This is a genomic window from Lujinxingia vulgaris (assembly GCF_007997005.1).
Classification (GTDB): Bacteria; Myxococcota_A; Bradymonadia; order Bradymonadales; family Bradymonadaceae; genus Lujinxingia.
On the sequence record NZ_VOSL01000043.1, the window covers coordinates 103,648 to 116,798 of the forward strand.

At 63.4% G+C, this 13,151-nt stretch carries 9 protein-coding genes; 5 read left to right on the forward strand and 4 right to left on the reverse strand.

Annotation, left to right across the window (positions count from 1 at the left end):
- The first annotated feature begins 4 nt into the window (after positions 1 to 4).
- Positions 5 to 1,861, forward strand: a complete 1,857-nt coding sequence (locus FRC96_RS08960) for an ABC transporter ATP-binding protein (protein WP_146974153.1) — start codon at positions 5 to 7, stop codon at positions 1,859 to 1,861.
- A gap of 83 nt (positions 1,862 to 1,944) precedes the next feature.
- Here the strand turns inward: FRC96_RS08960 and FRC96_RS08965 are convergent, their stop codons facing one another.
- The 4 genes from FRC96_RS08965 to FRC96_RS08980 form a co-directional block, all read right to left on the reverse strand.
- Positions 1,945 to 2,739, reverse strand: coding sequence for a CAP domain-containing protein (locus FRC96_RS08965; RefSeq protein ID WP_146974154.1), 795 nt, complete (start codon positions 2,737 to 2,739; stop codon positions 1,945 to 1,947).
- Positions 2,740 to 2,822: 83 nt separating this feature from the next.
- Positions 2,823 to 3,491 (reverse strand): L-threonylcarbamoyladenylate synthase, encoded by a 669-nt coding sequence (locus FRC96_RS08970; protein ID WP_146974155.1) that lies wholly within the window; start codon positions 3,489 to 3,491, stop codon positions 2,823 to 2,825.
- 148 nt (positions 3,492 to 3,639) lie between these two features.
- Positions 3,640 to 5,106 (reverse strand): M20 family peptidase, encoded by a 1,467-nt coding sequence (locus tag FRC96_RS08975; RefSeq protein WP_230470051.1) that lies wholly within the window; start codon positions 5,104 to 5,106, stop codon positions 3,640 to 3,642.
- Between the two features lie 113 nt (positions 5,107 to 5,219).
- The gene (locus FRC96_RS08980) at positions 5,220 to 6,011 is read right to left on the reverse strand and encodes an exodeoxyribonuclease III (protein ID WP_146974157.1); all 792 of its coding nucleotides are present in this window, start codon (positions 6,009 to 6,011) and stop codon (positions 5,220 to 5,222) included.
- Between the two features lie 327 nt (positions 6,012 to 6,338).
- On the opposite strand from FRC96_RS08980, the gene FRC96_RS08985 reads away from it, so the two are divergent.
- From FRC96_RS08985 to FRC96_RS09000, 4 genes are all read left to right on the forward strand, one after another.
- A complete protein-coding gene (locus tag FRC96_RS08985) occupies positions 6,339 to 10,511 on the forward strand; it encodes a serine/threonine-protein kinase (protein ID WP_146974158.1) in 4,173 nt (1,390 codons plus the stop codon).
- Positions 10,512 to 10,545: 34 nt separating this feature from the next.
- Positions 10,546 to 10,833 carry a 4a-hydroxytetrahydrobiopterin dehydratase gene (locus FRC96_RS08990; protein WP_146974159.1) on the forward strand — a complete coding sequence of 96 codons (288 nt, stop codon included), beginning with the start codon at positions 10,546 to 10,548 and terminating at the stop codon, positions 10,831 to 10,833.
- Positions 10,834 to 11,198: 365 nt separating this feature from the next.
- Entirely contained in the window at positions 11,199 to 12,200 is a 1,002-nt protein-coding gene (locus FRC96_RS08995) for a tetratricopeptide repeat protein (RefSeq protein ID WP_146974160.1), read from the forward strand.
- Between the two features lie 34 nt (positions 12,201 to 12,234).
- Positions 12,235 to 12,522, forward strand: a complete 288-nt coding sequence (locus tag FRC96_RS09000) for a 4a-hydroxytetrahydrobiopterin dehydratase (protein ID WP_146974159.1) — start codon at positions 12,235 to 12,237, stop codon at positions 12,520 to 12,522.
- The last annotated feature ends 629 nt before the right edge of the window (positions 12,523 to 13,151 follow it).

The window sequence follows — 13,151 nt, forward strand, 5'->3', positions numbered from 1 at the left end:
CTCTATGTCATCCTCCACGAACCCCGCAGCGTCGCGGCCCTCCGCCCTCCCCTCCTCTCCCGATGGCAACGAGGTTGACGCCCCGGAGAGCGCGACGATCACCTGGCGACGACTCTTCGGACTGGCCCGACCGCACTGGCGGCCGCTCGCACTGGCGACATTCGCGCTGGTGATCGGCTCGGGCATCACCCTGGCCTACCCCCAGGTCGGACGAGTGGTTGTCGACGAGGTGCTCTCCGAGGGCGCGAGCTACGATCTGAGCATGGTAGGCGCGGCGCTCCTGGGGCTCTTTCTGATCCAGGCAGTCTTTTTCAGCCTGCGCTACTACCTCTTCACCGTCGTAGGCGACCGCGTCGTGGCCGACCTGCGAACATCGCTCTACGAGGCGATCATCGGCCGAGAAATGGCCTTCTTCGACCGCACGCGCACCGGCGAACTCACCAGCCGCCTGGCGAGCGATACTCAGCTCTTACAGAGTGTGGTGACGACCAACTTATCGATGGCCCTGCGCTACGGCGTTCAGGCCCTGGGCGGGTTGGTGCTGCTCTTCGTCACGAACGTGCGCCTCTCGCTCGTGATGATTGTGGTCTTACCGGTCGTCGTGGGCGCGGCGATGGTCTACGGGCGACGGGTGCGACGGCTCTCACGCGAGGTTCAGGACGCGATCGCCGATTCGACCTCGCTTGCGGAAGAGAGCATCGCCGGCGTGCGGACCGTCCGCAGCTTCGGGAGAGAGGCGACCGAGCGCGCACGCTACAGCGAGGCGATTGAGCGCAGCTTTGACCTCGCAAAGAGCCGCGCGGTCCTCGGCGGTATCTTCGGCGGCGGAGTTACCTTCCTCGCCTACGCCACCATCGCCGTCATCGTCTGGGTCGGCGGCCACCTCGTCCTCTCCAACGCGATGAGCGCCGGCGAACTCACGGCGTACATTCTCTACGTCCTCTTTGTCGCCGTCTCCCTCGGCGTGCTCAGCGGACTGTGGACCGACTTTGCCCGAGCGCTGGGTGCCGGTGAACGGGTCTTCGGGCTCCTGGACGGCGCGGGGCGCGACCCTCGCCCCGGCCCATCAACGGATGCCGACGCCAGTGCCTCCATCACGCGCGGGCACGTCCAGTTCCGCCACGTCTCCTTCACCTACCCCACTCGCCCCGACTCCCCCGTTCTGAATGACGTCAGCTTTGAGGTGCGGCCCGGGCAAAAGCTCGCGATTGTCGGCGCCTCGGGTGCCGGGAAAAGCACCATCGCCAACCTTCTCTCCGGCTTCTATCAGCCCGACGATGGAGAGGTTTGCGTCGACGGTGTCACCCTTCATGACTTTCACGAAGATGCGCTTCGCGCCGGCGTCGGGATGGTGGCGCAGGAGCCGGTGCTCTTCTCGGGAACCGTGCGCGAAAACGTCCGCTACGGACGCCCCGACGCCGATGAACACGCAGTACGCAATGCCCTCCAGGCAGCCAACGCCCTCGACTTCGTCGAGGGCTTCCCCGATGGCCTGGACACGGTCGTCGGGGAGCGCGGGGTCCGTCTTAGCGGCGGCCAGAAGCAACGCGTGGCGATCGCGCGCGCGCTCCTCAAAGATCCGCGCGTTCTCATCCTCGATGAAGCCACCAGCGCCCTCGACGTGGAGAGTGAATCGCTGGTTCAGGAGGCCCTCGACCGCCTGATGGAAGGACGCACCACGCTGATCATCGCCCACCGCCTCTCCACCGTGGCGCGCGCCGACCAGATGATCGTGCTCGACCGGGGCAACCTGGTTGAGGCCGGCTCCCCCGCCGAGCTGGTCGAGCACGGCGGCATCTACGCGCGTATGGTGCAGATGCAGGCCATCGAAGACTCGGCCTCCAGCACCACCAGCTGGTAGCCCCCAACATGCCCCATCAAAACCAAAGCCCCGGCGCACACGCCGGGGCTTTGGTTTAACTTCGCTGCGACCTTCGTGCTCGCTCAGCGCCGCCCGAACTTCTGCGTCCAGTAGATCCCGTAGTCGTTGTCCAGACTGCTGTCGCGGAAAACTCCCACGCCCAGCTCATTGAAATCCGGGTTCATGATGTTGGAACAGTGACCATCGCTGTCCATCCACCCCGCCATGACCTCCTCGGCGCTGGACTGACCGGCCGCAATATTCTCCCCCTGGGGGGTAGCCCCGGTGTAGCCCGCCTCCTCAATACGATCGAAGGGCGTCTCCCCGGTGAAGGGGTTGACGTGCTCAAAATAGTTGCGCTCGGCCATATCTTTGCTGTGCAACCGAGCCGCACAGCGAAGCACACCCTCTCCGATGACCGGAGGCGCGGGCTCGAAGACGCCCTCGGTGCCACAGTCAGCCCCTTCAGCACGACGAAGGTTTACGATGTGGACCACCTGCTCTTCCATCTCAGCGAGCTCTTCATCCCAGTCGGGCAACGACGAGCAATCGGCAACGGGAGCCTTCTCGGGAAGACACGCCTCAATCGCTTCCATCGAGCACGAGGCTTGCGCCGCGCAGAACGCCTCTCCCTGAAAGTAGTCTTGCTCCACACAGGCCGTCACGCAGGCGTTTTGCCCCATGCGCGCGCCGTCGGTGTAGGTGAGGTTCATGTCGCAGGTCTCGTAGATGTTGCCACAGGCCATCTCGCAGAGCTCCTGCGGGTCCTCCGGGATGTACAGCGGCTCTGCGTCGGGCTCACCGCAGCCCACACCGATAGCGAGGGCAGCCATCGCGACAAGTGCCGTGGGCTGCCAGAAGTTCAGGATGTTGCGCATGGTACGACTCCAGATTGTGCATTGAGAAAAGCGTCCGGCCTGCGAGCGGGGGCAGGCCGGCGAAACTTTCTCATAAGGGGGTGTTACTCGTCCAGATCCTCATCGAGGGCTTCGATCACCTCCTCGATTCGGGCACGCGGCACAGCCCCCTGGCGAATGATCACAACCTCCTCGTCGGTGATATCAACCACCGTCGAGCCCGGCGCCTGGGGCAGGTCCCCCGCATCCACAAAGAGATCCACTCGCCCCACAAAGTTCTTACGCACCTGCGCCGGCGAACTCTCGCCGGACTTGTTGCCGCGGTTCGCACTCGAAACGAGCACAGGGCTCGCAAAGCGCTCGACGATCTGGCGCACGAGGTTCGACTCCGGCACCCGCACGCCGATCTTGCCGTTGGCTTTGGTCAGCTGTTTGACCACGCCGCGCGGAAGCTCATCACTGGCCTCAAAGAGCAGCGTGAGCCCCCCGGGCCAGATCGCCTTCATCAACGCGCTGGCTGCCGGGTCCACATCTCGGGCGACTTCATGAAGGCGACTGATCGTGTCGATGAACACCAGGCAGGGAGCCTTATGAACGCGTCGCTTCGACTGGAAGACGCGCATCACAGCGTCCTCATTCTTGAGGTCAGCAAGAATGCGATACGTGCCCTTACAAGGAAGACAGGCAAGCCCCCCCTGCTCCAGGACACGAACCGACTCATTGATGGCCTCAGCGGTCACGGCGGCGTCGGACTCCAGCTTGATGATGTGCATAGACAAAAGCCTCCAGGCAAAGGAACAAAGGAGCCCGGCGGAATCGCCGGCTCCCGGTGATCAGCGGCCAGAAATCGCCGCCCTTGCATCATACCACGACGCGATAACGTGCCCACCGACCTTTTTTCGTCCCCCCGCCAGCCTGGGTTCACCACTTTCGCAGCAGCTGGATATAGAAACGGACCAAATCGAGGTAGGCCTCCGTGGAGATGCGCTCGTCGGTCCCGTGAATGCGCTCCAGGTCGCGCGCGCTCAGCGCGACCGCCTGAAAGCGGAAGACGTTTGGCGTCAGCCCGGTGAAGTGACGCGCATCGGCCGCGGCGATCAGCATGTTGGGGGCAACCGGGATCGGGCCGAAGACCTCGTGAATCGCGTCGCGGAGCGCCACATATCCCGGACTCTCCATCGACGCGATGGGGCCCGGCTCGGCCCGCATCTCGCTGACCGGGGTGACGGTAATGGCCGGGTCGTCGACCACCTTCTTCACATGCGCAATCACCGACGCGATCGAGTCCCGGGGGTGAATGCGAATGTTGAGTGTCGCCGTCGCCTGCTGAGGCAACACATTCTCGCGCGGGCTGGCCCGCAACATCGTCGGCGCCATCGTGGTGCGCAACGCCGCGTGGGTCGAAGGACTCTTCGTCATCTGCGAGATCACCAGGGGTTCGGTCAGCCAGAGGTTCCCAAACACAAACCGCATCCCGAAGCCCATATGGGGGGCAGCCTCGTCAAACATCATGCGTGTGGGGCCATCGATCGCCGCTCGCATCGGACTCTCATAGAGACGCGTTAGCGCCCGCGACAGCTTCACGGCGGCCAACTCCTGCGGCGGCATCGAGGCGTGCCCGCCATCGGAAGACGCCGTCACCTCCAGGGTGACGTAGCCCTTCTCCGTAGTCCCCACCAGCGCAATGGGCCCCTCGATGCCGGGGACGATGCCATCGGCAATGATGAGCCCTTCATCGTAGACAGCCGCCAGCTCCACCCCCTCGGACCTGAAGCGCTCGGCAACCTCCCTGGCGCCGCGCATCCCCCCAACCTCTTCGTCGTGCCCGAAGATAAGATAGAGCGTGTGTTGGGGGAGCTCGCCACTCTCCAGCCGATGCTCCAACGCCTCCAACAACGCCATCAGATTATGCTTGTTATCGAGCGCCCCGCGTCCCCACACGTAGCCGTCCTCAACCCTCCCGGCAAACGGAGGGTGCGTCCACGCATCCTCGGTGCCCTCCTCCACCGGCACAACGTCCTGGTGGGCCAGAAACGCAACCCCGGGAAGATCAGGCTCCGCGCCTCGGATCGTAAACAGAAGCGTGGCCTCGTTGATCACCTCCTTCTCCGCCTGCGCATGCACCCGAGGAAACCACGTCTCAAGCTGCGCGTGAAGCTCACGGAATCCGTCCAACTCCGGGTCACTCCCGGTCGGCGATTGCGTGGGAAGCGTCAACGCATGCGCGAAGCGCGAGATCAGAGCGGATTCATCGGAGAGAGACGGACGATCAAGCTCAGCGGGCTCAGTCGACGCATTGAGCGACGCGGCGCGTACGATCGCCACAACCACAACCACCAGAAACACCGCGCCGAAGACCATCGCCACGCGGATCCATAAAGTCTTCATCATGTCTCCAGTGCCTCGTCATCAACCCGTCCTCTCCGAGACGTCCCCCCCACCAAACCCTTCGTTCACCGGTGGCACGGCGTCAGGTGATCCCCTCATAGATACCGCGGCGATCAGCCCTCAAGAATCGCCCCGTCCAGCGTAACACTGATCGGGCAGTGATCCGATCCCATGACCTGGTCGTGAATACGCGCGTCAACCACGAACTCCATCGCCCCCGGCGACGCATAGATGTAGTCGATACGCCAGCCCACGTTGCGGGCTCGCACGTCGCCGCGTTGACTCCACCATGTGTAGCGCTCCTCGACATCGCCATGGACCGCACGGAAGGTGTCCACCCACCCGGCATCAAGCCAGCGGTCGAGCTCCTCCCGCTCTTCCGGCCGGAAACCGCTGGTCGCCTCATTCGACTTGGGACGCGCCAGATCAATGGCGCGATGCGCCGTGTTAAAGTCCCCCATCACCAGAATTCGCTCTCCGCTCGCCAGCCCCTCGGCAAGCATCTCCCGCAGATGGGCGTAGAAGTCGAGCTTATAAGGGATGCGACTCAAGTCCCTGTTTCTTCCGCTACCGTTCGGGAAATACACATTGAGCACCTTCAACGCGCCGAGCTGCGCGATCTGCACCCTCCCCTCCACGTCGAAGGCCTCCACCTCCACCGAGTTCTCAACCGCGTCAAAAGGCATGCGACTGTAGATGCCTACCCCGCTGTATCCCTTACGCTCGGCGGGATTGAAATACGTGTGCCAGCCCTCAGGCTCCCGCGATGCGCGCGTCAGCTGCTCCGGCAGCGCACGAACCTCCTGCAGGCCCACCACGTCGGCCTCACTCCCGTCAAGCCAGTCCAAAAAACCTTTGCGCACACACGCACGCAAACCGTTGACGTTCCAGCTGTAAATCTTCAAATGCCTACTCCTTCAAAAGTACAGATACATAACGACGCGCCTAAGCCCAGGCGTCGGACACCCCACCCATCCAAATTTCTGCGCCCTGATGTAGCGACGCTCCCCTCACATCGTCAAACGCCCGGGGCCGCGGTTGCGCCTGCGACGCGCGGCGTGCTAGACCTGAAGGCGTAGAAGATGGCGGTTTTGCCCCCGTCGATGAGGACTACGAAAGGGGGCGATAAAGCGCAGCCGGCGTCGCATCAAGCGCGGCACGGAGCCGCGGCAACGCACTCGTGCCGCATCTGAGTCGGGCAGCGCCGAGATACAGCGCTCCGGAGTAGATCTATGACAGCAATCGACGCCACTCTTCCTGAGGCGGGGGACCTGATCGGGGGCCGCTTCCGCATCCTGGAAGTGCTGGGGACCGGGGGATTCGGCACCGTCTACCGAGCCGTTCAGGAAAACATCGGGCGAGATGTCGCCCTGAAGTTTCTGACGCCAGTGGTCGCCAAAGATCCCATCAATGTGGAACGCTTTCGGCGCGAAGCCTTCCACGTCAGTCAGCTCCGACACCCCAACACCATCACCCTCTACGATTACGGCCAGACCGAAGATGGCCTGGCCTACATGGTCATGGAGTTCCTTGAGGGGGACGCCCTCGGCGACATCATCCAATCCCAGGGTGGCCTGGGCTGGGCGCGCGCCGCCCACGTCTACATCCAGGTGCTCAAGAGCCTCTCCGAGGCGCATCGCCGCGGGCTGGTGCACCGCGACCTCAAACCCGAAAACATCTTCCTCTGCGAGATGTTCGGGGAGCGCGACTACGTCAAAGTTCTCGACTTTGGCGTCGCTAAGATGACGCTGGCCGACTCCGAAGACGAAGGAGACAGCGAAGAAGCCCTCACTCGCGCGGGCCGCATCTTTGGCACTCCCCTTTACATGGCCCCCGAGCAAGCCTGCGCCGAGCCCATCACGCCGGCCACCGATGTCTACGCACTGGGGTTACTCCTCTATGAGATGGTCACCGGCTTGCCGCCCGTCACCGGCCGCAACCGCATGGACGTCATCCACAAGCAAATCCGTGATCTCGTCCCGGAACTCTCCCCGGAGATGGAAGCCACCCCGATGGGCTTCTTGATCCGAAAAGCCTGCGAAAAAGACCCCGCGGCTCGATACCCCGACGCCGCTGCGCTGCTCGACGGCTTCCTCGACGCCATGCAAGCCATGGGAATCAAGCCCACGCCCCAGGGTGGCGCAAGCCGCCCCGAGGTCTCCGCCTCCCACATCGTGCCCCAGGAGGTGCAGCGCGCATTCCGGCACACCAGCACCACCGAAGAATCCAGCGCCGCCGTCGATGATACCGTCCTGACCACCCTGCCTGACTCCTCGTCCAACGAAGCCGGTGAGGAGATCGACGCGACACACCTGATCGAGCTGCCCGAAGCCCGCCCGCAGCCTCCCCCCCTGCCCCGCGGCGCCCCTCGCGTCGAGATCAAGCGCATCGCTCGCCAGGAGACGTCCCCCACCGAAGCCGCTCGCCCCAGCTTCCCCTTCCAGGCCAGAGCGCACTCACGTCCACGCTTCGATCTTCCTTTGATTGGCCGTGATCGCGAGTTCGATCAGCTCGTCGGTCTGGTGCGCAGCGTTCAACAGCTCGGTTCCGGGCAGGTAGTCCTGCTGGAGGGCGAAGGCGGGGTGGGCAAAACTCACCTCGTTCATGCCGTCATGAGCGCCCTGAGCGATGAGGCTGTAGATTACTCCACCGCTGCCTTCCGCCGCCGCTCCCTCCCCATGGAAGGCCTGCGCGAAGTGCTCGCCGGACTCTGGGGCGTCTCGCATAGCGAACGCATGCAGGTCGACACCACCGTGCGCCAGGACCTGCGCCAACTCGGCGGGTTCTCCGACACCGAGATCAGCGCGATTGTCGACTTTCTCAGGCCGCGGGTCATGGAAGCCAGCGACCTCGCCCAGGCCGAGTCCGGAGTGCTCTTCGCACGACTCGAACGCCTCATGCTTCGCCTGGCCGAGCGCCGCCCCCTGGTGCTGGCCCTCGAAGATGTCCAGTATGCCGACAGCGGCAGCCTGGCGTTTCTCGAGTATTTTGCGGTCACCATGCGCACCCAGGCCTGCCCGGTGGTCGTCATTCTGACGATGCGCCCCGAAGAGCGGGCGCTTAACCCGGATCTCGAAGATCACCTGCGCACCATCGGGGCCAATGTCGGCGTGAGCTTCTCGCGCCAGAGGCTTAGACGCCTCTCCGGCAAGGCGCTCTCGGTCTTCCTCGACTCGATCCTCCCCCTGGAGTCGCGACTCAAGGAGCGCGTTGGCTGGCTAAGCCAGGGCGTCCCCCTGCACGCGATTCAGATCATTCGCTACCTGCAAAATGAGAATAACCTGGCGAGACAGGGCTCCCGTTGGAGCCTCAAGAGCGGCAACCCCAGAAAGATCGAGCTTCCCCCCGACCTGATGGAGTTGATGGCCCTTCGTGTCGAACAAGCCATCCACAAACATCGTGACAAACCGGAGCTTCGCCGCGTCCTGGAGTGGCTCAGCGTCCTTGGTATGCGGGTCCCGGTGGATCTGCTCAAAGCCGCCCTCGAACGCTTCGAGTCGATGGAGCTTAAGGACCTCGATCGCGAGCTCGGTGCGCTCAGTGAAGAGGCCATCGCCCGCCAGAGCCTGCATCAAAACCTGATCTGCGTGGAGTTTGAAAACAGCTTACTGCGTGAAGCCCTCCTCAAAGAGCTCCGGGAGCAGTGGTCCACACGCGGGATGCATGAAGAGGCTGCCCGGCTTAAGCAAACCTTCTACGCCGAGCGTCAGCTCGAAGTTCCCCTTGTCGAAATCGCTGACCACTGGCGTCAGGCCGGGGAGTTGGAGCGCTACCGAGACACCCTCAGCGCCGCTGCGAAGCGCTCCATGAACCGCTTCGACCAACGCGGCGCGAGAGATCGCTACCGTGAGCTGCTCGGTCTCCTGGAAAGCCGCGGTGAACGCGGTGACCTCTGGACCGAGGCCAACCTCGCCATGGCCGAGCTGGCCCGACGTTTCGGTGAATTCGGGCTCGCCGAAGACCATTACCGCCGGGTGGTGGACACCGACAGCGCTCGCGGCTCGGAACGCAGCCGATCCCTTCGGGGCTTCGCACACCTGCTCACCATTCAGTCGCGCTTCGATGAAGCGACCCACCTCTACAGCCAGGCGCTCGACTACAGCCAGCAGATCCAGGACGTCGCCGGCGTCGCCAAGGCCCTCATCGGGCTCTCTCGCGTTCACCTTACCCAGGCCGACGCGCTCGCAGGGCAACAGGTCCGCGACCGCCTCGAAGTCATGCTCAATACCCTCGATGATGCCGAGGTCGGCGGAAAAGTCCTGCTGCACCTGGCCGAAGCCGCTCAGCGTCGCGGCGATCACGACAAGCGCTACGAGTACCTCAAGAGGGCACGAGCCTCCTTTGAGACCTCGCAGGATCGCCAAGGCCTGAGCGACGCGTTGATCGCCCTGGGCGGAGCCTTGATGGCCCCCTCTCTCAACGCTCCCGACCGCTTCGAGAAAGCCGAGCAAACCCTGCGTGAGGCGCTCGAACTCAAACGCACCATCGGCGACCGCCACGGACTCGCTGAGGCCTTTCGCCAACTCGGCCAGCTCAAGCTGGAGACCGAAGACTTCGCCCAGGCCGAGAGCCTCCTCCAACAAGGCCTCAATATTCACCAGGCCCTGGGCACGCCTTTCAATATCGGTGCCTCCCATAACGCCATGGGCATCCTCATGGTGATGACCCGCCGCTATGAGCAGGCCGAACGCCACTTCGATGCCGCCGCCGAAGTCTTCGGTCGCATGGGAGACCAGGTCGCAATCTCCCAACCCCTCCTGAACAAAGGCATCGTCCTCATCAACCAACGACGCTTCGCTGAAGCTCAGACCATCCTCCGCGAGGCTCGCCGACTCAAAGAAAGCCTCGGCACCAGCTGGGGCCTCTTCGACCTGCGAAACAACCTCGCCCTGGTCGATATGTGGCACGGCGAACTCGCCAGCGCGGAAGCCACACTGCGGGAAACACTGCGACACGTCGACGCTCAGGGGACCGCCGAAGATCGCGCCAAGGCACGCAGCCTGATGGGGCTTCTGCAATGCTTCCTGAGCCGTCTGCAAATGGCCGCCCTCGAATTGGGCCGCGCCCGCGCCGACGCCGAAGACCTCGGAATGCCTCGCGTTGAGGTCTTCTGCCAGGCCAACGCCGCATTCTACGCACTCCTGACCGAATCTCACAGCGCCTACGAATCACTCATCGCCGAAGTCGACGGTCACGAGATACTCGCCGAACTCGACCGCGAGATCTGGCTCGATGTCCTCGGACAACTCGCCACGCACAGCGCCGAACAATCCCCCTCCCGACAGGCCGCCCGTCAACTGCGTGCGGTCGCCACCATCTGGCAACGCTTCGGACGCGCCGAACACACCCGCAAGCTCCTTACCCTCGCGGAAAAACTCGACGCGGAGTTCGCACCTCGCCACTGATCGATGCCCCATATTACCCCCCAACGGAGTGATTATGTCCGCTGCCCTCCTCGACGACTCCACCATCCAGTCACGACTCCAAAAGCTCTCCGGCTGGCAACGCGAAGGCGATGCCATCAAGCGTGAGCTTCACTTCGACAGCTTCATGGACGCGATCGCCTTCATCAACCGCATCGCCCCCCTGGCCGATGACGCCGACCACCACCCCGAAATCTTCAACGTCTACGACCGCGTCGAACTCACCCTCACCACCCACGACGCCGGCGGTCTCACCACCAAAGATTTCGACCTCGCCGAAGCCATCGACGCCGTCGTCGACTGATTCATACGCCCCCGCTCCGCTCCCCACCTCCCCGGGAGCGGCGCTCCGACGCTCCACGCCTCCCCTCCCTCCTCTCCCGCGTGTGGTGAACGCTTCAAGCCGTCAGATCTCTCACCCGCCGAGATTGTGAACAGATCGAGCCCCTCGAATCTCTCACCTGCCGAGGTTGTGAACAGATCGAGCCCCTCGAATCTCTCACCTGCCGAGGTTGTGAACAGATCGAGCCCCTCGAATCTCTCACCTGCCGAGGTTGTGAACAGATCGAGCCCCTNTACGAGTACCTCAAGAGGGCACGAGCCTCCTTTGAGACCTCGCAGGATCGCCAAGGCCTGAGCGACGCGTTGATCGCCCTGGGCGGAGCCTTGATGGCCCCCTCTCTCAACGCTCCCGACCGCTTCGAGAAAGCCGAGCAAACCCTGCGTGAGGCGCTCGAACTCAAACGCACCATCGGCGACCGCCACGGACTCGCTGAGGCCTTTCGCCAACTCGGCCAGCTCAAGCTGGAGACCGAAGACTTCGCCCAGGCCGAGAGCCTCCTCCAACAAGGCCTCAATATTCACCAGGCCCTGGGCACGCCTTTCAATATCGGTGCCTCCCATAACGCCATGGGCATCCTCATGGTGATGACCCGCCGCTATGAGCAGGCCGAACGCCACTTCGATGCCGCCGCCGAAGTCTTCGGTCGCATGGGAGACCAGGTCGCAATCTCCCAACCCCTCCTGAACAAAGGCATCGTCCTCATCAACCAACGACGCTTCGCTGAAGCTCAGACCATCCTCCGCGAGGCTCGCCGACTCAAAGAAAGCCTCGGCACCAGCTGGGGCCTCTTCGACCTGCGAAACAACCTCGCCCTGGTCGATATGTGGCACGGCGAACTCGCCAGCGCGGAAGCCACACTGCGGGAAACACTGCGACACGTCGACGCTCAGGGGACCGCCGAAGATCGCGCCAAGGCACGCAGCCTGATGGGGCTTCTGCAATGCTTCCTGAGCCGTCTGCAAATGGCCGCCCTCGAATTGGGCCGCGCCCGCGCCGACGCCGAAGACCTCGGAATGCCTCGCGTTGAGGTCTTCTGCCAGGCCAACGCCGCATTCTACGCACTCCTGACCGAATCTCACAGCGCCTACGAATCACTCATCGCCGAAGTCGACGGTCACGAGATACTCGCCGAACTCGACCGCGAGATCTGGCTCGATGTCCTCGGACAACTCGCCACGCACAGCGCCGAACAATCCCCCTCCCGACAGGCCGCCCGTCAACTGCGTGCGGTCGCCACCATCTGGCAACGCTTCGGACGCGCCGAACACACCCGCAAGCTCCTTACCCTCGCGGAAAAACTCGACGCGGAGTTCGCACCTCGCCACTGATCGATGCCCCATATTACCCCCCAACGGAGTGATTATGTCCGCTGCCCTCCTCGACGACTCCACCATCCAGTCACGACTCCAAAAGCTCTCCGGCTGGCAACGCGAAGGCGATGCCATCAAGCGTGAGCTTCACTTCGACAGCTTCATGGACGCGATCGCCTTCATCAACCGCATCGCCCCCCTGGCCGATGACGCCGACCACCACCCCGAAATCTTCAACGTCTACGACCGCGTCGAACTCACCCTCACCACCCACGACGCCGGCGGTCTCACCACCAAAGATTTCGACCTCGCCGAAGCCATCGACGCCGTCGTCGACTGATTCATACGCCCCCGCTCCGCTCCCCACCTCCCCGGGAGCGGCGCTCCGACGCTCCACGCCTCCCCTCCCTCCTCTCCCGCGTGTGGTGAACGCTTCAAGCCGTCAGATCTCTCACCCGCCGAGATTGTGAACAGATCGAGCCCCTCGAATCTCTCACCTGCCGAGGTTGTGAACAGATCGAGCCCCTCGAATCTCTCACCTGCCGAGGTTGTGAACAGATCGAGCCTCTCGAATCTCTCACCTGCCGAGGTTGTGAACAGATCGAGCCCCTCGAATCTCTCACCTGCCGAGGTTGTGAACAGATCGAGCCCCTTGAATCTCGGACGTGTTGAGGTTTTGAAGCGAATCAGGTCCATGCATCCCTCGACCACCGATGTTGTGCACATAGCTGGTCGCGCCGCTCACTCGCCGGTCGGGGATGTGGACGGTAAGAACCACTCATATCGCTGGTTTGCCGGGGTATTGCCCTACTTCGAGTCGACGCGTCCCCGGGAGGCGGAGGTTATGTAGGGAGGGTGAAGCCGAGGTCCGCCGGGAATGGGGACTGGGGGGGAGTGAGGAGGGGCGGGCAGGAGTGGATGTGGAGGTGGGCGCATGGTGAATGGCGAGGCGTCAACGCTAAAAGAAAG

Excerpts from the sequence above, each read along its gene's own strand:
- FRC96_RS08995 (WP_146974160.1), top strand. The coding sequence starts at position 11,199 with ATGGCCCCCTCTCTCAACGCTCCCGACCGCTTCGAGAAAGCCGAGCAA.
- FRC96_RS08960 (WP_146974153.1), top strand. The coding sequence starts at position 5 with ATGTCATCCTCCACGAACCCCGCAGCGTCGCGGCCCTCCGCCCTCCCC.
- FRC96_RS09000 (WP_146974159.1), top strand. The coding sequence starts at position 12,235 with ATGTCCGCTGCCCTCCTCGACGACTCCACCATCCAGTCACGACTCCAA.
- FRC96_RS08990 (WP_146974159.1), top strand. The coding sequence starts at position 10,546 with ATGTCCGCTGCCCTCCTCGACGACTCCACCATCCAGTCACGACTCCAA.
- FRC96_RS08975 (WP_230470051.1), bottom strand. The coding sequence starts at position 5,106 with ATGAAGACTTTATGGATCCGCGTGGCGATGGTCTTCGGCGCGGTGTTT.
- FRC96_RS08985 (WP_146974158.1), top strand. The coding sequence starts at position 6,339 with ATGACAGCAATCGACGCCACTCTTCCTGAGGCGGGGGACCTGATCGGG.
- FRC96_RS08965 (WP_146974154.1), bottom strand. The coding sequence starts at position 2,739 with ATGCGCAACATCCTGAACTTCTGGCAGCCCACGGCACTTGTCGCGATG.
- FRC96_RS08970 (WP_146974155.1), bottom strand. The coding sequence starts at position 3,491 with ATGCACATCATCAAGCTGGAGTCCGACGCCGCCGTGACCGCTGAGGCC.